The 24,546-nt window shown below is 43.1% G+C and carries 23 protein-coding genes and 1 riboswitch; of the genes, 16 read left to right on the top strand and 7 right to left on the bottom strand.

The annotated features are described in order from the left end of the window. Window positions 1–18: 18 nt before the first annotated feature. Window positions 19–1,041, top strand: a complete 1,023-nt coding sequence (rlmF, locus tag C9I89_RS08965) for a 23S rRNA (adenine(1618)-N(6))-methyltransferase RlmF (protein WP_107283019.1) — start codon at window positions 19–21, stop codon at window positions 1,039–1,041. A 53-nt stretch (window positions 1,042–1,094) separates the two neighbouring features. Here the strand turns inward: rlmF and C9I89_RS08960 are convergent, their stop codons facing one another. Further along, a complete protein-coding gene (locus C9I89_RS08960; RefSeq protein ID WP_107283018.1) occupies window positions 1,095–2,780 on the bottom strand; it encodes an ATP-dependent endonuclease in 1,686 nt (561 codons plus the stop codon). A 205-nt stretch (window positions 2,781–2,985) separates the two neighbouring features. Between C9I89_RS08960 and C9I89_RS08955 the strand changes: the two genes are divergently transcribed. Further along, window positions 2,986–3,381, top strand: a complete 396-nt coding sequence (locus tag C9I89_RS08955; protein ID WP_107283017.1) for a VOC family protein — start codon at window positions 2,986–2,988, stop codon at window positions 3,379–3,381. A 423-nt stretch (window positions 3,382–3,804) separates the two neighbouring features. After that, window positions 3,805–5,562: a bifunctional metallophosphatase/5'-nucleotidase gene (locus C9I89_RS08950; protein ID WP_107283016.1), complete on the top strand. Its 1,758-nt coding sequence runs from the start codon at window positions 3,805–3,807 to the stop codon at window positions 5,560–5,562. A 484-nt stretch (window positions 5,563–6,046) separates the two neighbouring features. Here C9I89_RS08950 and ribB read toward each other — a convergent pair whose 3' ends face one another. Continuing rightward, entirely contained in the window at window positions 6,047–6,718 is a 672-nt protein-coding gene (gene ribB / locus C9I89_RS08945) for a 3,4-dihydroxy-2-butanone-4-phosphate synthase (RefSeq protein ID WP_107283015.1), read from the bottom strand. A 248-nt stretch (window positions 6,719–6,966) separates the two neighbouring features. Further along, window positions 6,967–7,156, bottom strand: a riboswitch (FMN riboswitch). A 75-nt stretch (window positions 7,157–7,231) separates the two neighbouring features. After that, window positions 7,232–8,194 carry a hypothetical protein gene (locus C9I89_RS08940; protein ID WP_107283014.1) on the bottom strand — a complete coding sequence of 321 codons (963 nt, stop codon included), beginning with the start codon at window positions 8,192–8,194 and terminating at the stop codon, window positions 7,232–7,234. Window positions 8,195–8,463: 269 nt separating this feature from the next. On the opposite strand from C9I89_RS08940, the gene C9I89_RS08935 reads away from it, so the two are divergent. The 10 genes from C9I89_RS08935 to C9I89_RS08890 all read left to right on the top strand — a co-directional run bounded on the left by C9I89_RS08935 (window position 8,464) and on the right by C9I89_RS08890 (window position 18,332). Then, window positions 8,464–8,655, top strand: coding sequence for a hypothetical protein (locus C9I89_RS08935; protein ID WP_107283013.1), 192 nt, complete (start codon window positions 8,464–8,466; stop codon window positions 8,653–8,655). Window positions 8,656–9,110: 455 nt separating this feature from the next. Next, the gene (locus C9I89_RS08930; protein ID WP_107283012.1) at window positions 9,111–9,392 is read left to right on the top strand and encodes an HlyU family transcriptional regulator; all 282 of its coding nucleotides are present in this window, start codon (window positions 9,111–9,113) and stop codon (window positions 9,390–9,392) included. A 479-nt stretch (window positions 9,393–9,871) separates the two neighbouring features. Beyond that, entirely contained in the window at window positions 9,872–11,428 is a 1,557-nt protein-coding gene (pntA, locus tag C9I89_RS08925; RefSeq protein ID WP_107283011.1) for a Re/Si-specific NAD(P)(+) transhydrogenase subunit alpha, read from the top strand. Between the two features lie 10 nt (window positions 11,429–11,438). After that, the gene (gene pntB, locus C9I89_RS08920; protein WP_107283010.1) at window positions 11,439–12,812 is read left to right on the top strand and encodes a Re/Si-specific NAD(P)(+) transhydrogenase subunit beta; all 1,374 of its coding nucleotides are present in this window, start codon (window positions 11,439–11,441) and stop codon (window positions 12,810–12,812) included. Between the two features lie 271 nt (window positions 12,813–13,083). Continuing rightward, window positions 13,084–14,523 carry a sensor histidine kinase VxrA gene (vxrA, locus tag C9I89_RS08915; RefSeq protein ID WP_107283009.1) on the top strand — a complete coding sequence of 480 codons (1,440 nt, stop codon included), beginning with the start codon at window positions 13,084–13,086 and terminating at the stop codon, window positions 14,521–14,523. Continuing rightward, window positions 14,498–15,157 (top strand): response regulator transcription factor, encoded by a 660-nt coding sequence (locus C9I89_RS08910; RefSeq protein WP_107283008.1) that lies wholly within the window; start codon window positions 14,498–14,500, stop codon window positions 15,155–15,157. The genes vxrA and C9I89_RS08910 overlap by 26 nt, the downstream gene beginning before the upstream one ends. Window positions 15,158–15,162: 5 nt before the next feature. Further along, on the top strand, window positions 15,163–16,026 hold the full coding sequence (locus tag C9I89_RS08905; RefSeq protein ID WP_107283007.1) for a DUF2861 family protein: 864 nt from the start codon (window positions 15,163–15,165) through the stop codon (window positions 16,024–16,026). Window positions 16,027–16,150: 124 nt separating this feature from the next. After that, window positions 16,151–17,368, top strand: a complete 1,218-nt coding sequence (locus C9I89_RS08900) for an NnrS family protein (RefSeq protein ID WP_245905451.1) — start codon at window positions 16,151–16,153, stop codon at window positions 17,366–17,368. A gap of 115 nt (window positions 17,369–17,483) precedes the next feature. Then, window positions 17,484–17,657 carry a YoaH family protein gene (locus tag C9I89_RS08895; RefSeq protein WP_107283006.1) on the top strand — a complete coding sequence of 58 codons (174 nt, stop codon included), beginning with the start codon at window positions 17,484–17,486 and terminating at the stop codon, window positions 17,655–17,657. Window positions 17,658–17,816: 159 nt separating this feature from the next. Beyond that, the gene (locus C9I89_RS08890; protein ID WP_107283005.1) at window positions 17,817–18,332 is read left to right on the top strand and encodes an HD domain-containing protein; all 516 of its coding nucleotides are present in this window, start codon (window positions 17,817–17,819) and stop codon (window positions 18,330–18,332) included. Between the two features lie 54 nt (window positions 18,333–18,386). Here the strand turns inward: C9I89_RS08890 and nadE are convergent, their stop codons facing one another. Then, entirely contained in the window at window positions 18,387–19,223 is an 837-nt protein-coding gene (gene nadE, locus C9I89_RS08885) for an ammonia-dependent NAD(+) synthetase (RefSeq protein WP_107283004.1), read from the bottom strand. Window positions 19,224–19,439: 216 nt separating this feature from the next. Here nadE and C9I89_RS08880 point away from each other — a divergent pair, with 216 nt between their 5' ends. Both C9I89_RS08880 and C9I89_RS08875 read left to right on the top strand, forming a co-directional pair. Next, a complete protein-coding gene (locus C9I89_RS08880; RefSeq protein ID WP_107283003.1) occupies window positions 19,440–19,976 on the top strand; it encodes a nicotinate-nicotinamide nucleotide adenylyltransferase in 537 nt (178 codons plus the stop codon). A 63-nt stretch (window positions 19,977–20,039) separates the two neighbouring features. After that, window positions 20,040–20,546, top strand: coding sequence for a hypothetical protein (locus C9I89_RS08875; RefSeq protein WP_245905450.1), 507 nt, complete (start codon window positions 20,040–20,042; stop codon window positions 20,544–20,546). Window positions 20,547–20,650: 104 nt separating this feature from the next. Here the strand turns inward: C9I89_RS08875 and C9I89_RS08870 are convergent, their stop codons facing one another. Continuing rightward, window positions 20,651–21,355, bottom strand: a complete 705-nt coding sequence (locus C9I89_RS08870) for a response regulator transcription factor (protein WP_107283001.1) — start codon at window positions 21,353–21,355, stop codon at window positions 20,651–20,653. Between the two features lie 262 nt (window positions 21,356–21,617). Between C9I89_RS08870 and C9I89_RS08865 the strand changes: the two genes are divergently transcribed. After that, window positions 21,618–22,724 carry a 1-acyl-sn-glycerol-3-phosphate acyltransferase gene (locus C9I89_RS08865; RefSeq protein WP_107283000.1) on the top strand — a complete coding sequence of 369 codons (1,107 nt, stop codon included), beginning with the start codon at window positions 21,618–21,620 and terminating at the stop codon, window positions 22,722–22,724. Window positions 22,725–22,835: 111 nt separating this feature from the next. On the opposite strand, the gene C9I89_RS08860 is transcribed toward C9I89_RS08865, so the two are convergent. Both C9I89_RS08860 and C9I89_RS08855 read right to left on the bottom strand, forming a co-directional pair. Then, entirely contained in the window at window positions 22,836–23,384 is a 549-nt protein-coding gene (locus tag C9I89_RS08860; RefSeq protein ID WP_245905449.1) for an OmpA family protein, read from the bottom strand. Between the two features lie 117 nt (window positions 23,385–23,501). Further along, a complete protein-coding gene (locus C9I89_RS08855) occupies window positions 23,502–24,434 on the bottom strand; it encodes a LysR family transcriptional regulator (RefSeq protein WP_107282998.1) in 933 nt (310 codons plus the stop codon). Window positions 24,435–24,546: the final 112 nt, after the last annotated feature.

The following is a 24,546-nucleotide window of genomic DNA, read 5'->3' as shown; positions in this document are numbered from 1 at the left end:
CTTGATTGGTAATGTAGAATGACTCAAAAGAAAAATAGACAAACGCAGAAGAAAGGATTACACCCGCGTAACCCGCATCGTCAGCGCTACGATTTTGGCGCGTTAATTGCGACCTGTTCAGAACTTGCCCCATTTGTTGCGAAGAACCCGTTTGGCGATTTGTCGATTGATTTTGCCAATCCCGATGCCGTGAAAATGCTCAATAAAGCCTTATTGCGCCATTTCTACCAAGTTGATAACTGGGATATTCCACCGGGCTACTTATGCCCGCCGATCCCCGGGCGCGCAGATTATATTCACCATATTGCAGATTTACTGGCTGATTCTAATGGGGGAGAGATCCCGAGAGGAAAAGGGATCACCGGCCTAGATATTGGTGTTGGCGCAAACTGTGTGTACCCGATCATCGGACACCGTGTTTATGGTTGGCGATTTGTTGGTTCCGATATAGATCCAATCTCTATTAAGTCAGCAAAATTTATGGTTGAGTCAAACCGCAGCTTGGCTGGAAACATAAAATGCCGATTGCAGAAGTCTCCGGATAATATTTTTACAGGTATGATCAATGCCGATGACATGTTTGATTTCACTATCTGTAATCCTCCCTTCCATGGCTCTTTAGAAGAAGCGATGGCCGGTTCGGAGCGCAAGCAACGTAACCTGAGTGCCAATGCCAGTAAAAAAGGCGGCAAAAAAGTATTAAATGCCATTGCATCAGAGAGCCGTAACAAAGGCAAACCACTACTGAACTTTGGCGGACAGAAAGCCGAATTGTGGTGCCCGGGAGGCGAAATTGCGTTTGTTAAGCGTATGATTAAGCAGAGTGGGGAAACGCCAGAGAGCTGTTTCTGGTACTCAACATTAGTGTCTAAGAAAGACAATTTATCGGCTATTTATAAGGCACTGAAATACGCCAATGCCGTTGATGTGCGTACGATTGAAATGGCGCAAGGACAGAAAAGCAGCAGAATGATTGCCTGGACTTTTCTGACCAAAGAACAGCAAGTAGAGTGGCGTGAACATCGCTGGAAAAAACAATAATAGCGATGCTCCATTTATATAAAAGCGACCATATTGGTCGCTTTTACTAGGCCTTAACCTATCCCGCGAGACATCGCGACTACTCGCTTTAATACCCAGCGAATAAGAAGAGGTATTTGTTCTATATCTGACTCATCAGAATATTCAACGATGGCTAAAGCAAGATCTGGCTTTGCGTAGCGTTTCAGTGCTTTTCGTATGATTTTTTTTGGCGGCATAGGGTTTTCTTCTGACACATTCGCAAGTTCTCTGAATAAAGACTCATAACCGTGATTGAAAAGGAAATGCTCTATGTCTAGATCTGGTAATACCGTTAAACGATGCCTTTCTGCCTCTGTTCCGAGCATGTTTTTTACTGTTTGGGCGTATTTTTTACCCGCGGTATCGCCATCTGAAATAAGATGCCATTCAATACCTAAATGTCGCGCCACTTTAATCAGCGGCTTTAAGCCACTTTGGGCAAACTCAATGATTTGTACTCCTTCGGCGGCCAAATTATAGCCACAAATCCGTGCCAATTCATTGAATAACCAGACTTCCGTTTCACCTTCAACTAACAACCATGCCCGGGCAAACAGAGCACTGGGACGATGTAACCGAAGATGGAAGGTGACGCGCCGTTCCTCATTACGGCTCAAATCCTTTGATTCAAGAGAACAGACCTTGGTTCTATCGGGTTGGCGGATCAGTTTCTTAATAGTGTGAAGGGGAACGACTGAGGCTAAATCGGGGCTATTCGTCGTCAGTATTTTTTGCATCGGCATATTGGCGATAAATGTCCATGCCTGGTGCAATATGATGGGGTGAAGCCGGCCTTCCGGATCTTCGAGGATCATTATCGGACGCGAGATCCGTTTGAGTTCAACCGGGCCACGCGCTCGAATGTAGGCATTCAGCAGTCCCATCAAGATTAAGCGACTTTGTTTGCTCATCTGAGGCTCGGTCAGTTGCTCTAAGGGGTTTTCTCCATGCTGACTGCGGCTTGGGAAATGGGTCCGGTCGAATTGACTCGTTCGGTTATGGGGAGTGAAAGCAAAATAGTGATCAACCAACGTGCGTAGAGCATTCACACTGCTCTTTAGTTCGCCAGGGCTGACGTGCCCGGGGTTGGTCATCAAACGGCGGCAAGTATTATCTAATCGCTTTTCGATACGGGCATTTTTTGATAGTCCGTTGTGTAATTGTCCATTGCGTGGTGGCCCGTTTCCGTTATGGGATGAAGTAGATGAGATATTGAGAGAGTCGTCACGCAGCCTTCGAGCATCGCGAATACGTACAATAGGGTGTAAGCCCATTAATTGTTTTACGAGTTTGTCTGCATCGGGGCATTCGATGACTTTGCCGTTACTACCGAGAAAACGGCGTTGGGTAACGATCTTATTATTGTCGATGACACTGCTTATTTGATAATAGAGATGCTGCAGGCCGTCTTGTGTTACCCATACAGGAGTGAAACTTTTATATCTCCGGGCTTTATGTTCGCTTTTATAATCTTCATTCCAGTGCAATATGATTTGTAGCTGAGACATTTTGTGGTGACCGAGCGCATAGTCAATATGAAAATCTGAAAATTTAAAATTATAAAAATGCGCATCAGGTGGCAAGGCGATACTCAGCGCATCCAGTAAGGATGATTTACCCCAGGCGTTTTCACCAATCAAGACGGTTAGTTCATCAAAAGTGAGGGATAACCGTTTTATTCCTCTGAATCCAGAAATCTCAATACGTTCTAAATGCATAATCCACCTCTTATTATTAGATTACAGCACCTTCATGTGGCTTTTGCCCGTTTTGGTCACAGATTAGCGATAACTTATTGGATCATTATGAAAAACGGCAAGGTTCTTTGCTTAATACTTGAGGCAGATTAAGCGCGTTGTTATAGTCCGTAGCTGCTATGAACTCGGGATAGATCAGATTTCTTAAATTGATAGGAGGTGTCGGGTGGCAAAAATCATTCATACTATGATCCGCGTTGTGGACTTAGATAAATCAATAAAATTTTATAAAGATGCTCTTGAATTGGATATTGCAGAACGGTTAGATTTTGATGGTTTCAGTCTTGTTTATCTGCGTAATGAAGAAAACGATATGGAGCTTGAGCTGACCTGGAATGAAGGGACAGAAGAAGCGTACAGTCACGGTACGGGCTATGGTCATATTGCCGTTGCTGTCGATGAGTTAGAAGCAGAACACCAAAAGCTCTCAGAACTCGGTTATGAACCTGCTGATGTCAAAGAATTTTTCCGTGAAGGGCTGTTATTGGCGAAGTTCTTCTTCGTTCAGGATCCCGATGGTTATAAGATTGAATTCTTACAGCGCCATGGTCGTTACCAGTAAATTTGAATGTGAAAAAGGTAGCGATGAAAGCTGCCTTTTTATCCCACGATAACAGGCTCCAGCTATTGCGAAGATAATTCGTTAAATAATATTTGAATTTTTGCCTGATAAATATCCCCGCCATAATACCCACAAGCATACAGATAGCGCATGACTGAGTGCAGATAGACGTGACGCGGTCACTGAGAAGATTCAGTGAAAAGCTATATAGCCAGCGAAATAAAGAGAAACTCTATTGTCTTCAGTTTGCTAGCAGAGATTGCCACTATGTGTGATATAATTCGTTTTACATCACGTTTTCTATGATATTTTCAAAATATCAGCAGTATAGATGCGAGCGAAATCAAATGGCTTTGTGATATTCCCCTCGTCCTACGTAATACTGTTCTTATTCAGCCTTTAAATGGAGAGCAACGATCGTTTATGACTCAACACCGCGCAGCAAATATAACCTTTGCACATATTAATGACACCCACTCACACTTCGAGCCTTCTTCAATTTCATTGTCACTCCCTACTGACGTGCTTGAAACGGAAACTGATGTTTATGCCAGTTGTGGTGGATTTTCTCGCGTGTCAACGGCGGTTAAAGAGGTCAAAAAGCAAGCTAACATGCAAGGTCGTGAATTCATGTTCCTGCATGCCGGAGATTGCTTTCAGGGAACCTTGTATTTCTCTCTGTACAAAGGCATCGCTAATGCCAAGCTTTTGAATGCCATTGGTGTTGAGGCCATGGCATTGGGTAATCACGAGTTAGATATGGGTAACGGGATCGTTGCCGATTTTCTCGATCTTGCTGATTTCCCAATGCTGGTGGCTAACTGGGATCTTTCGCAAGAAGATCAGACAAAAGCGAATCCGTTGCGTCATAAGAGAAACATCTGTGCTTTTGATAAAGAAAACGGGCATGGACGTTTTATCGTAAAAGATGTAGCGGGTGAGCCAGTGGCAATCTTCGGTCTTGCAATAGAAAACATGGCCGGAATCGCAAACCCGGATCCTGATACTGAGTTCTTAAATGTCGTCGATGTGGCCCAAAAGACAATTACTGCTATACAACTGCAGGGTATAAATAAAATTGTAGCCCTCAGCCATTTAGGTTATGACCGTGACTTAAAATTGGCTGCTGAAATCGACGGATTGGGTGCGATAATTGGAGGTCATAGCCATACAATGCAAGGTGACTTTACGAATTTGGGTTACGGCGTCACTGATGAGTATGCAAGGATGGTTAACAATACTTGTGTAGTGCAGGCTGGGTGTAATGCGTTAGCCTTAGGTCAACTTGAATTAGATTTTAATCCTGATGGTACTGTTGCGAAGGCTTCTGGTATCAATCAGCTTCTACTTGGCCGACAGTTTACCGTTGATGCTTCTCGAACCGAGCATCTGGATTCAGATACCCATGACGTGGTCAAAGGCTTCCTGAACCAACAGTCGAATATTCGCTTTTGCCCGAAAGATCCGATCATTGAAAATATATTAAACACTGAGTACCGGCCTGAAGTCCGTAAGCGACAGACACAACAGATTGCCGAGGTTACCTCGCCGCTGCGACATGTACGTGTACCTGATCACAAAGGTTGCAGTCAGATCGCCCCTTTGGTGGTCGAAAGCTTCGTATGGCAAGGGCGTCAGCTTGGTTTTGATATTGACTTTGGTATTCACAATGCTGGTGGTGTTCGTTCATCGCTAAATCCTGGCCCCTTGACCTCTGCTGACATTGCCGGAAAATTACTGCCTTTTGCAATTGGTCTCATGGTGTATCGTGTTAGGGGCCTGCGGGTAAGAGAAGCATTGGAAGGGGCGATCAATAACGCTATTGATAATGGCGTGACTGGTACGGGAACCGGCAGTTTTCCTTATATTTCTGATCTGAACTTTACCTACCGGTGCGGCGCAGAGATAGGGATGAGAATTGAAAGCTTGCAGATCAATAAAAATGGTCAATGGATTGATGTTGAAGACGACGAAATTTATTCATCGGTCTCTTCTGGTTATACCGCGACAGGTAAAGAAGGCTACCATGCCTTATTAAATTATGAATCAGAGCCACAGGCATTAAATGTCACCATGGCAGAGGCCTTTGAAGAGTACGCCCGTGCAAAGGGTACGCTTTCAGCACCGAGTGAATCATTAATTTCCTATATTCCGTGTGAATGTCAGGAAGGTGTTGCCTGAACTAAAATTGTTCTTGCGTTGCGTGGAAAGTGAATTTAATTCCGCCAATAAATTGAATTTTCAAGTGTAAGCGCCGTATAAATGGCGCTTTATTTGTTTTAAGCGTCATGGTTTTGTTATTTTCATTTAAAATAAAAAAAATCAAAAAATAGCTTAAAGAATGCACTAGTATTGTCGATAATTATTCTTGCAAGGATATAAACCATTTGGAGGAGACATGAGTCGTGATTGGTTTGATGTAGCCATGGTAACGGGTTGGATTTCAGCTTGGGGCGTCATTATTTATATGATCCCTGCAGCAGGTGTATAAAAATTCTCTAATTTATTAACCGCTCAGGTCGCGTTGACTAAGGCCTGTTTATCTTTCAACATTGTAGTAATGTTGAAAGATAAACAGTCTCTAGTCTGAGATAGATAAAAGCCGAGCATTTTCTCGGCCTTTAGTATTTTAAAGAACAGTTTCAAATAATCTTTTTAAAAGTGATTAAGCAATAACGGCTTCTTCTGTTTTTTTTACTTCTTTCGCCAAGCGGTAAGCGGCTAAATCTTCGATGGTCAGCACCGGCATATCGAATTTCTTACCAAACTCGATCACTTCCGGTAGGCGAGCCATAGTACCGTCGATATTGGTGAGCTCACAAAGCACACCATAAGGCTTAAGGCCAGACAAGCGCATCAAATCGATAGTTGCTTCAGTATGGCCGCGACGGCCAAGAACGCCTTCAGGATTCGCTTTCAATGGGAATACGTGGCCCGGACGGCTCAAGTCTGCAGGTGATGCATTGTCAGCAATGGCTGCCTTTATAGTGGTAACACGGTCAGCGGCAGATACGCCAGTTGTCACACCTTTTGCCGCTTCTATTGTGACGGTAAAGCCAGTCTGATTCGCACTGGTATTGTTTTCAACCATCATTGGCAGCTCAAGTTGTGCAACACGCTCTTCTGTTAGACATAAACATACTATGCCTGAACACTCGCGGATCATAAGCGCCATTTGTGCCGGGGTCAGTGTTTCTGCGGCAAAAATGATATCGCCTTCGTTTTCACGATCTTCATCATCAACAACTAAAACACCGCGTCCTTGACGGATAGCAGCAAGGCCAGCTTCAACACGCTCAAAAGCAGTGCCAAAAGGGGAAAGTAGTGACTGATTCATGGTAATAACTCCGTATCAAAAAATTAACCAGAATCAGGGCATAGTAGAAAGGCAGCGTCCCAGCTTTGGCCGGAATAACTTTAACTGTGTAGCGTCAATCATTACGTATTAATCTGGTGTAAAAGCAGATGCAAATAGTCACAGACGCACGATTAACCATTCATTGGCTTAACAAATTTATCGGGGATAAACCCATTAAGAGCAAAGAATGTTACGAACACATAAGTAAGAGACAAAGGTTTGCCTCCACTGATCCTCTTTCATCCGGACTATAACCGTCGGCTCTGGACTCATACTCGATTGAGAGCATTACACCAGATCTGCTGACCTTATCAACGTATACGCTGATAAGCGCTCGCGGGCTTTTCAGTTAGTTCATTAAGCGAACTTTGCTGAATTACCGCCGGTGGGGAATTGCGCCCCGCCCTGAGAATTCACAAACATGTTAGAAAAAACGTCACCATGAGGCAAGGAAAAGCCTCCCAATAGACGAATAACTTTGAACTGAAAGGGTTATTGATGATTTTGTAAGCTGTTTTTCTTGTTTTGCATGTCATTTGTCGAGGGGGGAGAACAGTACTTGGATAGCGCTTTAACCAATAGCGGTAAAGAGTAAGTGGGTAGCTGAATCGCGCCCATTAATGCCATGTATTCAGGTCCCAAATACGCGCCAGCAACAGTATAGGTCAGAAGTACATTTCGATTAGCTGCAGTAATGGCTGCTAGCAAAGCGGGGTCTAGCCCCTGGCGGCGATAAAATAGAAAGGCGGCAAGAAAAAACAGAATACAGAGAGCAATACCAATTAATAAAAAGCTAAGGCCATGAGTGAATGACCGATCAAACATTTTCCTGAATTCACCCACCAGCCCAAAAGGAAAAGTGAACACCAGCACAATAGTCACCTGAGAAAGCTTTGCGTGGGTACGGTGTAATAAATTATGTGGGATAAGCCGATAGCAAAGCGCAGAGAGGCACATTGGGCCGAGAATAAAGATCATTAAACGCTGAATGTAGCTTTGCATGTCCAGTGAGAAGTTACTGTCTTGAAATAATAGAAAGTTAATGTAAAGAACAGCAGGCATCATTAGTGTTGAAGCTATCGTCATTGCCATCGCTTTAAGCGCATCTAAACCGACAGAACGGGCTATAGCAGGTGTTGCAAACAGAGAGCCGGTGGCAGTTACCGCTGAGATCGCTAACAGCATAGATGACGATGCGCCGAGAAGTCCTGAGATTGAACAGGCGATAACCGATAAAGCAATGGCGTGGAAACAGGCATAGAACCAAATGTTTAATTGACCCAAAAGGTTAATCAATTCATGTTGCTTCATGCCCAGTAGGGTAAACAACATCAGAAAGAAGAGAATATAAGGTAAGAATGGAAAAACAACCGCTGATATCGTTGGAAATATAAACCCAAAAATAGCGGAAAGCATCAATAGGAGCGATGAGTGTCTTGATAAAAAACTGAGCATAATTATTTTCTTACCTCAAATGTTGCCTTATTGTTACTACAAAGTCGGGTGAAATACAAACCCAGAAACTTTAGGCAAAAAATAAGCCTAAAAGTGAGTAATTAATTGCAATCGCTGAAACATTATTCCTGGGTGGAAAGCGCTATTTAAATTTTCATTAACACATTATAAAAACTAATGTTGACATGGAGATTTTGTCATTTTTTAGGTGTGATAAAAGCGGCTACTATTAGCTCAGTTCAATAAGAAACCAAATATGAGAGGCAATCATGGCACAGGTAATGAATTTCGACACCATCGCAACGCCTACCGCAATGGATAAGAGAGCCTATGCGGTTAATATCAAAGGATTGATTGCACACGTAGTAGATATCTTATTTGGTGGTTCAAAAATACCAAACCAATACAATGTATCTGATTTACCGCCACATCTGCAAAAAGATATCGGTCTTTATCGTTAATCGGTACATATTAAAAAATCGGGTATATGACGTCAGCATTTGCTGGCGTTTTTTGTATCTGCAATTAAGTCCTGTTTATCTTTCAACATTATTGCAATGTTGAAAGATAATCAGACCTTGTACTTCATCAAAGAAATTTTGACGAGTTCAGCCACCAAACGTCGTCATTCCGAAAAGTGAGGAACGTATATGGAATCTAAGGCGGACACGGCTAGAACTGGATCCCGGATATCTCGTTCCTCGATTCCGGGATGACATGTTTAGGTGCTTCAACCATTCATAATTAATTTGAAAGAGTACTAGTATTTCTTATCCTGCTTGTTAAGTGCTTGTTGCGTAATGTCGTTTTTTAAATAGGATTTTTTTGTCATAATTTAATCTTGGTATAATTATTTTCTGTAAGACTATGGCATGATGTTGATGAATGTGATGGCAGCCTCAAGGAGACTGAATAAGTGGGCTTTTTCTCAAAACTGTTTGGTTTAGACAAAAAAAAGAAAACAGTTGAAGTTGAACCAGTGGAATACGAAGGTTATCTGATCTATCCCGAGCCAATCGCAGAAGGTGGTCAATTTCGTATTGCGGGACGTATTTGCAAGCAGATAGATGGCGAAGTAAAGACGCATACTTTTGTTCGCTCCGATCTGTTGAGCTCTCGCCAGGATGCTGAAACATTCATGTTGAACAAAGCAAAAATGTTTATTGATCAAAATGGTGACACGATGTTTGGCAACTGAAGTCAGATCGTAATATTTTGACAACCTGTGATAAACGTACTAGTTAGCGTTTTTCCCGGCTAGTGATTTTGCTTTAAAATAGTTAGTTGTAATACACAGCATGACTTTCATTGCCCTATAGGGCAGTTTCATCAAGAATTGATGTCCCTTTATATTAAGCGGTTCTTTAATATCTATTCTTGAGGTGTTTTAAACATACATATTTGATGTGAAGTGTGTAATTTTTGGACTATGTAGTGATTTACTGCGTTTCAGATGGCATTTGTGCAATGTTTAAGGCGTATATTGTTAATTCTTAACGTGGTTTGACCTCTGTCCAGGTGTTAAAAACGTTCTTTTCTTTCTGTTAGAAGGTAACATTCGTTGTTAATTACAGCGATTTGTTAGGGTTTTTTGTGTTTTTCTTACAAAGTACTTGATATTGCTTTGCTGGTTGGATACAAAACCAATACTTCTATGCCAATGTTCAGGGAATAAAAATGCAGATTGGTGTGCCTAAAGAGATACTCGTAAATGAAACACGAGTTGCTGCAACACCGAAAACGGTCGAGCAGCTGTTAAAAATGGGGTTCAGCGTTGCTGTAGAGCAAAACGCTGGTATTCACGCAAGTTTCGACAATGCGGCTTTTGAAGCCGCAGGTGCGACAGTCGTGTCAACTGAAGAAGTATGGCAATCAGATCTTATTCTGAAAGTAAATGCTCCTCAGATGAACGAAGAAACAGGCGTTGATGAGTTTGATCTGATCAAAGAAGGCGCAAGTATTGCGAGCTTCATTTGGCCAGCTCAGAACAAAGAGTTACTAGAAAAACTAGCGACCAAAAAAATCAATGTAATGGCGATGGACTCAGTGCCGCGTATTTCTCGTGCTCAGGCGCTTGATGCACTAAGTTCTATGGCAAATATCGCGGGTTATCGTGCTGTTGTTGAAGCGGCTCATGAATTTGGTCGTTTCTTCACGGGTCAAATTACCGCTGCGGGTAAAGTGCCACCGGCGAAAGTGTTAGTGGCAGGTGCGGGTGTTGCTGGTCTTGCTGCTATCGGTGCTGCGGGTAGCCTTGGTGCTATTGTTCGTTCTTTCGATGTGCGTCCTGAAGTTAAGGAGCAAGTTGAAAGTATGGGGGCACAATTCCTTGAAGTTGATTTTAAGGAAGACACCAGCACAGGTGATGGTTACGCAAAAGAGATGTCTGATGAGTTCAACAAAGCGGCTGAGCGTTTATACGCAGAGCAGGCTAAAGACGTTGATATCATCATTACGACAGCACTTATTCCGGGTCGTCCTGCTCCGAAATTGATCACCAAAGAAATGGTTGACTCAATGAAGTCGGGTAGCGTGATTGTTGATCTTGCGGCAGCTAATGGCGGTAACTGTGCCTATACCGAAGCCAATAAAGTTATCACCACCGCTAATGGTGTGAAAGTGATTGGTTATACCGATATGGTTGGTCGCCTGCCGACGCAATCATCTCAGCTCTATGGTACAAACCTGGTTAATCTTCTTAAACTGCTATGTAAAGAAAAAGACGGTAACATCAACATCGACTTTGACGATGAAGTATTACGTGGTCTGACAGTTATTAAAGAAGGTGAAATTACCTGGCCTGCGCCACCAATAAAAGTTTCTGCTGCACCGCAAGCGGCTGCCGCGAAAGTTAAACCAGTGGTTGAAGTTAAGGAAGAACCTGCTTCTCCGGTTAAAAAATACGGAATAATGGCTGCGGGTATTGCCGCATTTGGTTGGATTGCGAGCTACGCACCTGCGGAATTCCTTGCACACTTTACGGTCTTCGTACTGGCTTGTGTGGTGGGTTATTACGTTGTCTGGAATGTTACTCACGCTCTTCATACGCCATTAATGTCAGTGACTAACGCAATTTCGGGCATCATCATTGTTGGTGCACTGTTGCAGGTTGGCCAGGGGATAGGTTTCGTTACCTTCCTGGCATTTATCGCCGTTCTAATTGCAAGTATTAACATATTTGGTGGCTTTTTTGTTACTAAACGGATGCTTGAAATGTTCCGTAAAGATAAATAAGGAGTAACACATGTCTGCAGGAATCGTACAGGCGGCATACATTGTTGCTGCGGTGCTATTTATCATGTCTCTTGCGGGTCTTTCTAAGCAGGAAACCGCACGTGCAGGTAACTATTACGGCATGGCCGGTATGGCAATCGCGCTTGTGGCGACGATATTTGGCCCTGATGCTCAAGGTGCTGGCTGGATCATCCTTGCGATGATCATTGGTGGCGCGATTGGTCTCTATCTGGCGAAAAAAGTTGAAATGACCGAAATGCCAGAGCTGGTTGCTATTTTGCATAGCTTCGTGGGTCTGGCAGCTGTTCTGGTTGGTTTCAACACCTTCATTGATCATGGCGAACTAACTGGCGCTTTATTGAATATTCACCTTGTTGAAATCTTCCTGGGTGTATTCATCGGTGCTGTTACTTTCACCGGCTCGATTGTGGCTTTCGGTAAGTTACGTGGCATTATCTCTTCTAAGTCACTGATGCTTCCTCACCGTCATAAGCTTAACTTAGCTGCAGTAGTCGTTTCATTGCTACTGATGGTGTACTTTGTAAATGTAGAAGGTTCTACTACTGCACTTATTATTGTCACTCTTATCGCATTTGTTTTCGGTTACCATTTGGTTGCTTCAATCGGTGGCGCAGATATGCCAGTGGTTGTGTCTATGCTTAACTCATACTCTGGTTGGGCAGCGGCGGCAGCAGGCTTCATGCTGGCAAATGATCTGTTAATCGTAACAGGCGCATTGGTTGGTTCTTCTGGTGCAATTCTGTCTTACATTATGTGTAAAGCGATGAACCGTTCATTTATTAGCGTTATTGCCGGCGGTTTTGGTACTGTTGCTGTAGCGTCTTCTGATGAAGATCAAGGTGAACATCATGAAGCATCTGCCGAAGAAGTGGCTGAAATGCTGAAAGATGCACGCTCTGTAATCATTACCCCAGGGTATGGTATGGCGGTTGCACAGGCCCAGTACCCTGTTCATGAAATTACAGATAAACTGCGTGCGAAAGGTGTGAATGTCCGTTTTGGTATTCACCCGGTAGCTGGCCGTCTTCCTGGTCACATGAACGTATTGCTTGCCGAAGCAAAAGTACCGTATGACATTGTTCTGGAAATGGATGAAATCAACGATGATCTTTCCGAAACAGATGTTGTATTGGTCATCGGCGCGAATGATACGGTTAACCCGGCGGCTATGGATGATCCAACCAGTCCAATCGCAGGTATGCCAGTATTAGAAGTGTGGAATGCTAAACACGTTATCGTGTTCAAGCGTTCAATGAATCCTGGTTATGCAGGGGTTCAGAACCCACTGTTCTTCAAAGAAAATACGCAAATGTTATTTGGCGATGCCAAAGAGAGTTGCTTGAAGATTATTGAGCACCTTTAATAATTTTGATAACTCGTTGAAATGAAAGGGGAGCCAGCTGGCTCCTCTTTTTTGTAGTAAGCTGATGCAAAAAAGAAGTTGGTACTGTTATACCAAATCCATTAATTATCAAACCATTCAGATAATTAATGGATTTGGTGATAGCACAGCAAAAATATTGCTTATGAGCTGCGTTATTCTTCCGCGGAATTTGAGTCAATCGATGCGTAAGCGTTTTATACGACTGACAATTTTCTGACATTGTTTAGTGATTGAATGATAAACTCAGTGGATGAAAAAGTATGCGCTGTTAATTTTACTCATTGTTTCAGGGGCCTGTTATGCTGCAGATCTAAGCTTGCCTGATCGTTTAAGTGCGGTACGCTCTGACTTGTTTAAGAGTGATCCGTTAGCGACATACGATTTTCGTCAGTTACAAAGTTTATATCCCACACCGCTGCTATTGCCATCTAGCCTGCTTCCACAATCAGCTAACTATCCTCTGAAATCAATAAAACACCTTTATCAGAATTCGTTAACGTGTAAGGGACCGTGGCCCGTGAGCCCGTTAGTGACACAGCCAGTGGTTTTTACCCGAGCGCTCTGTAACGATACACTGTTACCTAAAGGCTGGTTTATCCGTTCTGGTTATATTCATCCCGGCGGTGGTAGTTATGCCTCTCGCTATTTGGAAAAACATCCAGACCGTGTCGACATTCTGATTGAGTATTTGCATATTCAGGAACGTGCACTTGCACCAACCAATACGGTGCTGGGTCGACTGCAACGGATGAGCAGTGAAGAAATAACCGTTTTTATTGCCGGCGCAGAAGCTTTTATTTCAAATGGTGAGTTATGGTTCCGAAACGGCAATCAATACCATGTGTATGATCAACCGACATGGTCACTGGTGTTAAATCGGTACAATATCCATTTTAAGCGGTTAAACAAGTCAGATTTTTGTTTAGTAAAAAGCGGGAATATCTGCTGGCAAGAAGAAGATAAGTCGCATTTAACCTTTTATTTGTTAATAAGCCTATTGGTTGTTAACGTAGGCTTATTAATTGGATGGGTAGCTTACCGTTGGCGGATCCGTCGCAGAGCAATGCAGGAACGTATGCTTGTATTGCAGATCCTGACTCACGAACTTCGGACACCCATTGCAAGCTTAGCGATGACGGTAGAAGGCTTTCGCCGTCATTTTGATGATTTACCTGAGTCACTGTATGATGAGTTCAGGCGTCTAACTGAAGATTCAAGACGTTTACGTCAACTTGCAGAAGCCAGCAAAGATTACCTGCAGGCAAATCAACAAGAGTTAAGCGTTCATCAAGTAGATTCATTTAATGAGTGGATCGAGTATTTAAGTGAACCTTATGATGTCACACTGGCCTTACCTGAAGACAGGGCAGTAAAAGTCAACATTTACTGGCTGGGCACTTGTATCGACAACTTATTGTCTAATGCTCAGAAATATGGTGTTGCACCAATGACATTGACCTCATTGTTCAATGATGGAAAGTTGATTGTAAGAGTGGAAGATAAAGGATTACTGGGGCCCAAAGACTGGGCTAGATTGAGGAAACCCTTTGTCAGTGAAAAAGGCTTGGGGCTTGGTCTTACAATCGTTGAATCGATGATCCACAGAATGGGTGGACGACTGAGATTAGAAGGTCCGCCTACAACGTTTATTTTGGAGATACCGTGTGAATCAAACCCTGCTACTGGTTGAAGATGACCGCAACCTTGCTGATGGTTTACTCGAGAGCTTAAAGCAAGCTGGTTATGAATGCCTTTATGCCGATTGTGCAACTAAAGTTGCAGGCTTATGGCAAAATGCGGATCTGGTGGTACTTGACCGTCAGTTACCGGAAGGCGATTCATTGGATTTTTTGCCTGCTTGGCTGAAAATCAAGCATGTGCCTGTCATTTTATTAACGGCGATGGTGTCTGTCACAGACAAAGTCATTGGCTTAGATTCAGGTGCAAAAGATTATTTAACCAAACCGTTTGCTGAAGAAGAGCTACTCGCTCGAATTCGGGTCCACCTCCGTAATGGTGAACAGGAGCCGCAGGCTGCGAACATTATCGCAGTTGGTGATATAACGATTAACCTAGATAGTCGCGAAGTACAACAGGGGGGTGACACTGTTACATTGACGCGAACTGAATTTGAACTGCTTCTGTTCCTCGCCAGGCATGCTGGCCGCGTGTTTACCCGTGACGAACTTTTGGATCAGGTTTGGGGCTACAATCACTATCCAACAACTCGTACTGTTGATACTCATATTTTGCAGTTACGTCAAAAGCTTGCAGGTATTGAGATCGAAACGCTGCGAGGTGTCGGTTACCGCATGAAATCTTGAAACCAATGATCAAGATCTCCGTTACTTGTACGCTTCTCTTGTTGCACTCGGCGCTATTCGCGCCGGGTGCTTACGCTACATGGTTCACAGGTAAAGATCTGTACACCACGGCACATCAACGCTTACTGGAAGGTGAAACTTCGGCCAGCTTTGAATCCATGATCCAGGCCTGGCAACAGACGCCGAATGCTGAACAACGCATTAATCTTAACGATCTGTTAGAGCTTGCTATATCAGAAGATTGTGGCCATAGCCTTGAGCAAAAAGTGTTGCCGCAATGGTTGTCAAAACTCTCCATTCAGCGCGAGGTGATTCAGAACCTGAACCAGGTTACGCTCAAGGTATCCATTATTGGTTTGACTCAGGCTAAAATTACGTCAATCAAATTAACCAAATGGCCTGATGAAACCATCATTGAACGTTCTCCTGTGATAGAAGAAGGGGGAGATTTTTCAGTTGAGGGCCGACGATTAGAAAAACCAGTCAATGCTGGTTTGTATAAATTAGCGATCAACGCGGAAGGTGAGCAAGACTGGATCAGCTGGATAATCTTAACAGCACCGTCGTTTAAACAGCGCATTGGTTGGAAAGACAGTAAAAACTGGCGTATTGAGCGAGGTCAGTTATCTAACTCGGCATGTCCATCACCGGCATTATCCATTAACTTATATGATCTCAATGATACAACCTGGACGCCGTTATGGAGCGACCAAGTGGATGGAAAGCTACCAACGACTTTACCGAAAATAGAAGTCCCTGCTGGTCGATACTGGTTAAGCGTCGGGTTAATCGATAGTCGCTGGCAAGGCGAAGTCTCGATTCTTGATATACAGCGTATTACCCGGCCAGTTGATTACCCCGATTTTTAGCCTTATTCGCCGGTTAGACCCTGCTATTCGTTCAATTTTGACTTTTATTTAAAAAGTTGCATTTTAATTACACCTTTTAAGGTGTATTATTTATGCATGTTTAAAGGTGGTTCAAGGTATACCCATGATGCAAATTTTAGATAACGAGAAAGAACAGCGAATTATCCCCTTATTTCGATTAGCTTTTCGTCCGTTTTTTCTTGGTGCGAGTATTTTCTCTGCAATATCAATGACTGTCTGGGCTCTGTTCTGGTCTGGTACCGCCGATTTTTCTCTGTTGATGTATGGTAATCCTATTTGGTGGCATAGCCACGAAATGCTGATTGGTTTTACCTGCGCCATCATCATCGGCTTTTTGCTGACGGCAGTGCAAAACTGGACCGGTAACCCTGGTATAAGAGGAGGGAAGCTGGCAGTTATCTTCCTGTGCTGGCTTGCAGCTCGTATCGGTCTGTTGCTGGGTACGCCGAATATGATTTGGATGATCATTGATCTGATTTGGATCCCATTAGCCGCTTACTTCCTGGCAAAGCCAATCGTGCAACGAAAGCAGTGGAACAATTTATTTTTTGCGCCTTTACTGCTGGTATTAACCTACTTGAATGCTAAGTTACACCTTATTAGTTTGGGTGTGACCTTTGGTGCAGAGCAATATGATCTGCGTTCAACGACGCTAACAATCGTCACTGTCATTTCCATTATTGTCCTTGTTGTAGGCGGGCGAGTTATTCCGTTTTTTACCTGGCGTGGTACCAATACGGAACAAATTACTCGTATTACAGCAATTGAATTGCTGGCAATGCTGCCGAGCTGGTTGCTGGTATTGAATGTGTTATTGCCCGTACCTCAGGCAATCAATCAGGTTTCTCTTCCGACATTGTTCATATTAACCGGCTTCACCCATCTTATTCGTTTTGTGCGCTGGCGTAGCTTTCTGACATTTAAAATACCTTTATTATGGTCGCTGCATGTAGCCTATATCTTTATGATTATTGGCATGTTTATGCTAGGTCTGCACTTTATGTGTGCTGACATAAGTTACAGTGTAGCGTTACACTTTATCACCGTTGGCGGGATCGGTGGCATGATCTTAGCGATGATTGCCCGTGTGTCTTTAGGACATAGCGGACGTCCACTACAGGTGGGACGCTGGGTTGTTTGCGCGTTCATTGCAATAATTCTTTCGGCATTGGCACGCACGGTCATGATTTTATTACTGCCGTCTTTGGCGATAAATGGCTATGTGATCTCAGCGACATTATGGGTTATCGCGTTTTCCATCTTCTCTGTGCTGTATTTCCCAGTGTTAACACAACCACGCCTTGATGGCCGCCCGGGTTAACACTTGATTTAGCTTATATAGCGGAAGGCGGGAAGTGGCTAACGGCAAGCAAAGAGTGACAAGCTTCATGTTTAGCCCTAAAATGATCACCCTTTAGAGATGCAGAACAATAGCTATGTTTAATAATGTGCCGACTTTGAATCACGAAGAACAACAAAAAGCCGCTGACCGAATTCATGAGTTTATGGCCAATGGCATGAGTAGTGGAGAAGCTATTCTGATTGTAGCTAACGAAATCCGCGAAGCAGCAGCGAAAAAACAGGCTGAGCAAACAAGCGAAGAAGAATAATCCCAATCGGCTCCTTTCAAGGAGCCGTTTTTTTTACAAAATGTGCGTTAAATCTCATACACTTCATATGAATTTAGTATATTCAGTCTCGCTGGAATAAAATATCTGTTGGGTGGTTTTTTGCTCAGCTTGATGTAGTGTTTTTAGTTAGGGGGCAGGATGAATAACCGTTATATAAAAGCGCGTACACTAGCCAGAGCTAAGCATACTGGTCAAATGTATGGCAACCTCCCTTATTATGTTCATCTCGAAACCGTTTCTCGCCTTGCAAGTCCTTTTGGTATTGATGCAATGATTATTGCTCAACTGCATGATGTTATGGAAGATACTGAAACAAGTGTTGATGAAATTGCGGCTGATTTTGGTTTTCTGGTTGCTGATGCCGTTCAATACATGACTGACGGTAAATTGGAAGAGAGAGCGAAGCGAAAGGTGGATATTAACCAGCGCTTAGCGATGTTGGATACCGGTGAAGAAGCGGCCCGATTGGCCTTGATAGTAAAAACCTGTGATCGGTTAGCTAATGTCCGGGCAAGTAAGAGTACCTCAAAACGGCATTATGAAATGTACCGGCAAGAGCATCCTTCGTTTAAAAATGCGGTCTACCGAAAAGGGTTATGTGAAGCCCTTTGGTGGGAGCTTGATAGCCTGATTGATAATCATATTTCACGTTAAGCGATAAAATGAAGGCTTCTATTAGCAAGCCTTCATAAGTCAGTTTACACCGTTTTATTCGTTATCGTAAACTGTCGGGATAGGCTGACGCTTGTGTTGTGTTGCCTGATAAATTTCCACAAGACGTTCTGCAACCTCGGTCTCGACAGGTTTACCTTCCAGGAAATCATCAATTTGATCGTAAGTGACCAGAAGTGCATGTTCATCGGGTTTCTGTGGTGCCAACTCCTCCAGATCTGCTGTCGGTACCTTTTTAACCAGCAAATCAGGTGCACCAAGTGCAGCAGCAAGTTGGCGAACTTGGCGTTTGTTAAGTCCAAACAAAGGCGCCAGATCACAAGCGCCATCACCAAACTTGGTATAGAATCCCGTGATATTTTCAGCCGAATGATCGGTTCCCAATACCATACCACCGACGAGGCCAGCAATTTCATACTGGGCAATCATCCGGGTACGTGCTTTTACATTGCCCTTAACAAAATCGATCTTGCCGTGGCATGAAGGAAGTAGTTCAGTTCCTTCAAGCGCAGCTAAAGTACTTGCGTGCGTACCGTCCACACCGTCCTTGATATTAACGGTAACAGAGTGGGATGGTTTAATGAAAGAAAGGGCTAACTGGGCTTCATCTTCATCGTGCTGCTCGCCGTATGGTAGGCGTACTGCGATAAATTGATAATCTTGAGAATTGCTTTCGTCATTCATTCTGTTAATAGCTAGCTGAGCCAACCGTCCACACAGCGTGGAGTCAACGCCACCGCTGATCCCAAGAACAAGGGATTTGCAGCGGGATTGCTTCAATTTATGTTGAATAAAGCTGATACGGCGTTGAATTTCAAAATCAACGTCAATTTCGGGCAATACGCGCATTTCAGCGCGAATAAGCTGTTCCATAGTAATGAATCCTTAAGTGGGCTTAGCCCATTTTTTAATCAGTTAAGTGGCTTTAATATGGTAAAGTGATTTTTTACATTAAACCTTTCGCAAAATCATGCGATAACTCTAAGGCAGGATCAATGCCGAACTGCGAATAAAATTTAGATTGAAGCGATTTCCACCAAACAAAGTCAGATTTGTTTGGAAATAGTATAAAAAGAGGCCATTCAAGCGATGACGCATTCTACTGCCGTTTTCGGAAGTGCATTTAACCCACCAAGTTTGGGACATAAGTCCGTCTTGGAACGACTTAGCCATTTTGATCAGGTACTGCTGCTTCCTAGCTATACCCATGCATGGGGTAAGGTGATGCTTGATTACGATGCGCGTTGTGAACTGGTTGAGGCTTTCATTGACGACCTGAATCAACCCAACCTGCTACTTTCAAGACTTGAAGAAGAAATGGCTGTTGGCGATGAGGCAATTACGACGTACGCGGTATTAACTGAGCTGCAGAAGCGAATGCCTGATACTGAATTAACCTTCGTTATTGGCCCTGATAATTTTCTAAATTTTGATAAGTTCTATAATTCAGAACAGATACTGGCACAGTGGCAAGTTCTGGCGTGTCCTGAAACAGTAACGGTACGAAGTACGGTAATACGTGATAATATTGTCAAAAAGCGTCCTATTTCACATTTAACAACACCAAAAGTAGCTAGACTTTTACTATCAGATGAGAGATATTTTTTTGATAAGGCTGAAGGCTGAAGGCTGAAGGCTTTTTGTATAAGGCGTAATTTGAACCGTTGTAAGATAAAGCTACTTACATTCTTGGCTATAACATTTGTTCTTGTTTCGTGGGAAGTATTTGCATTACCCTGTAACTACTACGATTCTGAACAATTGTCTGCTATGTCTGACGATGAAGTGCAGGTTTATCTTAAATCTTGCTCATTTTCTCCACCTGACGACCCCGAACAACCAAGTGCTGATGATACAGCATTCAGTTCCGAACAAAATTCAGGTTGGACCGAAGATAAAGAAGCATCTGGCAGCGAGTTCTGGGAAGACTGGACAAGAGACGGTGACTCCCCGTTTCTTATTAAAAAATTGGCTTCAACTTTTTATGGCTTAGGTGCTTGGCTACCGGAAAAATATGATCAGCAAGAGGTCGATACTATTCAAGATGCTCAGGAGTGGATTCGAAATCACGGTCTGCAGATGAGCTTTGGTATTGGTGGCGAAGATGGCAATTCACCAAGATTTCGCGTTGATTACCGCTGGCATGAAGACGAAAATGACAATGTCTTGTTGCAAATAGAAATACCGTTCCAGTAATTACACCCCCTAGCTGATCAGAAAGCGACGTATTCACGTCGCTTATATTGTCAGCCTATTTTCCTATCCGCTTAGTTAAACTTTCGCTCAGTTAGACACTACCGTTAAAACGATTCGCCCGTAATAGGCTGGGCCAGTGCTTTTAATGTATCAACGGATGTATGCAGTTGTTCTGCAATTTGAGGTAATTTTCGGCCTGAGCGAGATAACTTTAATGCTTCACGTAACATAATACAGGTTTCGAACTCATGAACCGTTACATCAAGCAGTTTTGCCAGTTCAGTCTGTGCTGCAGAATCAATAACCTTTTTACCCGCCAATAAAGTTGATAGCGAATCATGATAATCTTTTGCTAAATGTGGCGATGCAAATTTTGAGCTAACCTTAAGCTGCATAGCTTGGTCACCTATTACACGTAACAAGCGTCCATAAGGATCTTTCCAGTTTTGCTTTGATTCTGGACTATTGGCGAGCTCAACTAATACCGAGCTTAGCAAAGGTGTTACTTTAAAAAAGCCAGCTTCTTTGCACAGTGAACTGAACTTATCTTCGTTCTTTTCAGAAGCAGTAACACGGGTAGAGATCTCAACTTTATAGAACTGGCTTCCAGGAAGTATGGTCAAGGCATGCAGACAATCGAAAGGGATCCAGAAACCTGTCCCTTGAGTGATCAAGAACTCTTGTTTGCCTAAGCGAATTAACGCTGATCCTTTTGTCACAACAATCATATAAGATGTGTTGCTTTTACGGCGAGGCCCAACATAAAGGTAAGTTTGATCGTTTTTAGTAAATTCAATTGCCTGTTTCATAATGACTCTCTAGCAGAATAGCCCGCACATAGTGTTCTGTTTTACTCGGAGCGTCAATATCAGACAAGCCAATGGCTGATAAATTAGTGATTTTCACAATAAACAGGCTAACAAAAATCGACAAAATGCGCTAAAGTGGCTAAAAATCACACTTAATGACCTGGTAGGACCTCCAACCACTATTGTTGTTGCGTCATGTCATTGGGTAATTTCCTATTTCTAAGTAAAATGACCCCGTTTTTACTACAGACGAAGCATAATTGTGCAAACAGATAACGATATATATAAAGAAATTCGTCCCTATAACGATGATGAAGTGAGTGGCGCTATCTCACGTATCATTGAAGATAAAGAATTTATAACGGCAATTTTACATTACCGTTTTCCGCTGCTATCCGGCATTTTCGGATGGCTACTGACACCGATAATCAAGCGTTTCTTAATCAAGAAATGGTCGAATGTTAAAACCGTTGAAGATGTTCAATATCAGGTTTCCAAATATATGAAGGGAACGATAGATCATTCATGTGACGGCGTAACATTTACCGGGCTTGATCAGTTGGACCCGAATCAAGCGTATCTTTTCGTTTCAAACCATCGTGATATTGCGATGGATCCCGCTATGGTCAACTGGTGTCTATTTCATGAGAAATACAAAACGGTTCGCATCGCGATAGGTGACAACCTGCTTAAAAAACCATGCGTGACAGAGCTGATGCGCTTGAATAAAAGTTTCATTGTAAAACGTTCGGCGAAAGGGCCGCGTGAAATGATGAAAGCGATTGGTTTGCTGTCTAGTTACATATCGCACTCGCTGGAAACTGGGAATTCTATCTGGATTGCACAGAAGGAAGGCCGTGCTAAAGACGGTAACGATAGAACAGATCCGGCGATCTTAAAAATGTTCAATATGGAAGGGCGCAAGCGTAAACAGCCTTTCCCTGAATTTATGGCCAGTTTAAACATCGTTCCTGTGGCAATTTCTTATGAGAATGATCCATGCGATGTAGCGAAAGCGAATGAACTCTATGAAAAACAGACATCAGGCTCTTATGAAAAAGGTGAGTTTGAAGATATTGAAAGCATTATTCAGGGAATTGTGGGACAGAAGCGCCACATCCATGTCAGCTTTGGTGATGTAATTAAATCGTCATTTGAAACGCCTGAAGAACTGGCGGAAGAAATTGATCGCCAAATTACAGCTAATTATCGGCTATTCCCTGCAAATTACATTGCCGCTGGTATCGAAGACGAGTCTGTCACTGAAGAAGAAAAAGCGAGGTTTGAAGATAAGCTTTCTGCACTGCCTGATGGCGTAGCGGGCATTCTCAAAGATATGTATGCATACCCGGCTTTGAAAAAACAATAGGCTTGGCCTATAAAATCAGGCGATAGTTCTATGCTATCGCCTTAATATCTTTTCCTTAACGCGGCCCTAAGCTAGCAAACTATCTTCAACAACGTTAGTTCATAATGGCTTCTAATACCGTTCATCTCCTGTAATTGTACTCAGCGTTCTCACAATGGCTTTAGGAGAAATAACCTCAACCCGCCGATTCTGCTGTTTTGCCTGTTCACTATTTCCCATACTTAGCGGTTCATCGTTACCTAAAGCAACAAGTTGTATCCGCTCTTCCTCAATACCGAATACAGATGAAATGTATATTGCTACGCTGAAAGCTCGCTCAAAAGAGAGTGTTAAATTGTATTCGTCAGAACCATTATCATCACTATGCCCAATCACGATTAACTGACTATCAGGGTGCTGCCTCAAGCGTATCGCAATGGGATCTAGTACTCGCTGGTTATCAATGCTTAATTCATAACTGCCCTTTTCAAAAAACACTACTTCACGTCGCTCAGGTAGATTAACCAATAACATTTTTGCATCTGGAGTCGCCGAAAAGGTGGGGTCGTTAGTTACGCTGTCACCGCTATTTAATCCACTGGAAGATCCACTGCAACCGAACAGGCTGAATAGCAAAATAAAAAAAATTAAAGATGGAGTTACATTACGAAAGTCAGTCATTTGAGAACCTGAGGAACATAAGCCTTTCATTTAGGTTTAGAACATTCAGCAGGAAACACAATGCAATTAGTGAGAAGAAGCAAAGAAAGGGTGGTTATACCACCCACGTGCGCTAATTTAGCCGTTTTCTGTTATCGGGTTTATTTTCCTATAAGGAGGTTGAGACATACGTTCAGACATAAAATCGATGAAACATCTTACTTTCGGTGCCAAATATTTCCGTCTTGGGTATACCGCATAAATTGGAAGCTCAACATCAGCTTTCCATTCTGGCAGCAGCTGAACGAGCTTGTTGGTTTCAAATTCATCGGTGAGCAGGTAAGTTGCAAGATAGGCAATACCTAAACCACTTTTTGCTGCTTCCAATACAGCGGGCGCATTGTCTATGCGGTAATTGCCACGCGCGCGAATTGATTGGTGAACCCCATCACGGGTAAATTCCCAATTGATATATTTACGTTCACGGCTTTGATAGGTAATGCAGTTATGATGGCGCAAATCACCTGGTACTTTGGGGGTGCTATGTTCAGCCAAATAATCAGGGGAAGCGACAACAACGAATTTACAATTGGAGAGTTTCCTAGCCACCATACCTTCAGGTGGATGCTCATGAATCGCAACCCAGCAATCGAAGCCTTCTTCCAACAGGTTAGGGCGGTGATCAAACAAGCTCACTTCCAGTTCTAAATCGGGATGGGCTTTTTGAAATTCGGCTAGGGCCGATGTAATGTTCGAATTGCCGAACGACTGACCAATGCCAACGCGAAGTACGCCTTTAACTTCATTGCGATAGCCCGCCACCATAGCTTCAGCTTCATTCACAATATCTAGCAGTTGCTGACCATATTCACAGTACTGTAAACCAATATCCGTTAGCGCAACCGTCCGGGTGCTGCGCTGTACTAACTGACACCCTAATCTTTCTTCAAGAAAACGAATTTGTTTGCTGACCTGAGATTTAGAGATACCAAGCCGCTCTGCCGCACGAGTGAAATTTTGCTCATGCCCGACCGTTGCAAGGATAACCATTTGTTGAAGATTTTCTAGCATCGTGGAGAACCATTAGAACTGATTACGGGAGTATACCACTGATAAACGTAAGATTTAATAATACCAAATGCCTGCTCCGTCACACCGTAACAAAATAAATGCAGATAAGTAT

This window comes from Photobacterium lipolyticum, assembly GCF_003026475.1.
In the GTDB taxonomy this organism is placed as follows: Bacteria; Pseudomonadota; Gammaproteobacteria; order Enterobacterales; family Vibrionaceae; genus Photobacterium; species Photobacterium lipolyticum.
This window is presented reverse-complemented; position numbering and strand designations above follow the sequence as displayed.

Bases quoted from the DNA above. Each gene is read 5' to 3' on its own strand.
- C9I89_RS08880 (WP_107283003.1), top strand. From the start codon at position 19,440: ATGACGCATTCTACTGCCGTTTTCGGAAGTGCATTTAACCCACCAAGT.
- C9I89_RS08870 (WP_107283001.1), bottom strand. From the start codon at position 21,355: ATGAAACAGGCAATTGAATTTACTAAAAACGATCAAACTTACCTTTAT.
- C9I89_RS08860 (WP_245905449.1), bottom strand. From the start codon at position 23,384: ATGACTGACTTTCGTAATGTAACTCCATCTTTAATTTTTTTTATTTTG.
- rlmF (WP_107283019.1), top strand. From the start codon at position 19: ATGACTCAAAAGAAAAATAGACAAACGCAGAAGAAAGGATTACACCCG.
- C9I89_RS08895 (WP_107283006.1), top strand. From the start codon at position 17,484: ATGTTTAATAATGTGCCGACTTTGAATCACGAAGAACAACAAAAAGCC.
- nadE (WP_107283004.1), bottom strand. From the start codon at position 19,223: ATGGAACAGCTTATTCGCGCTGAAATGCGCGTATTGCCCGAAATTGAC.
- ribB (WP_107283015.1), bottom strand. From the start codon at position 6,718: ATGAATCAGTCACTACTTTCCCCTTTTGGCACTGCTTTTGAGCGTGTT.
- vxrA (WP_107283009.1), top strand. From the start codon at position 13,084: ATGAAAAAGTATGCGCTGTTAATTTTACTCATTGTTTCAGGGGCCTGT.
- C9I89_RS08900 (WP_245905451.1), top strand. From the start codon at position 16,151: ATGATGCAAATTTTAGATAACGAGAAAGAACAGCGAATTATCCCCTTA.
- C9I89_RS08950 (WP_107283016.1), top strand. From the start codon at position 3,805: ATGACTCAACACCGCGCAGCAAATATAACCTTTGCACATATTAATGAC.
- C9I89_RS08905 (WP_107283007.1), top strand. From the start codon at position 15,163: ATGATCAAGATCTCCGTTACTTGTACGCTTCTCTTGTTGCACTCGGCG.
- C9I89_RS08855 (WP_107282998.1), bottom strand. From the start codon at position 24,434: ATGCTAGAAAATCTTCAACAAATGGTTATCCTTGCAACGGTCGGGCAT.
- C9I89_RS08940 (WP_107283014.1), bottom strand. From the start codon at position 8,194: ATGCTCAGTTTTTTATCAAGACACTCATCGCTCCTATTGATGCTTTCC.
- C9I89_RS08935 (WP_107283013.1), top strand. From the start codon at position 8,464: ATGGCACAGGTAATGAATTTCGACACCATCGCAACGCCTACCGCAATG.
- pntA (WP_107283011.1), top strand. From the start codon at position 9,872: ATGCAGATTGGTGTGCCTAAAGAGATACTCGTAAATGAAACACGAGTT.
- C9I89_RS08890 (WP_107283005.1), top strand. From the start codon at position 17,817: ATGAATAACCGTTATATAAAAGCGCGTACACTAGCCAGAGCTAAGCAT.
- C9I89_RS08960 (WP_107283018.1), bottom strand. From the start codon at position 2,780: ATGCATTTAGAACGTATTGAGATTTCTGGATTCAGAGGAATAAAACGG.
- pntB (WP_107283010.1), top strand. From the start codon at position 11,439: ATGTCTGCAGGAATCGTACAGGCGGCATACATTGTTGCTGCGGTGCTA.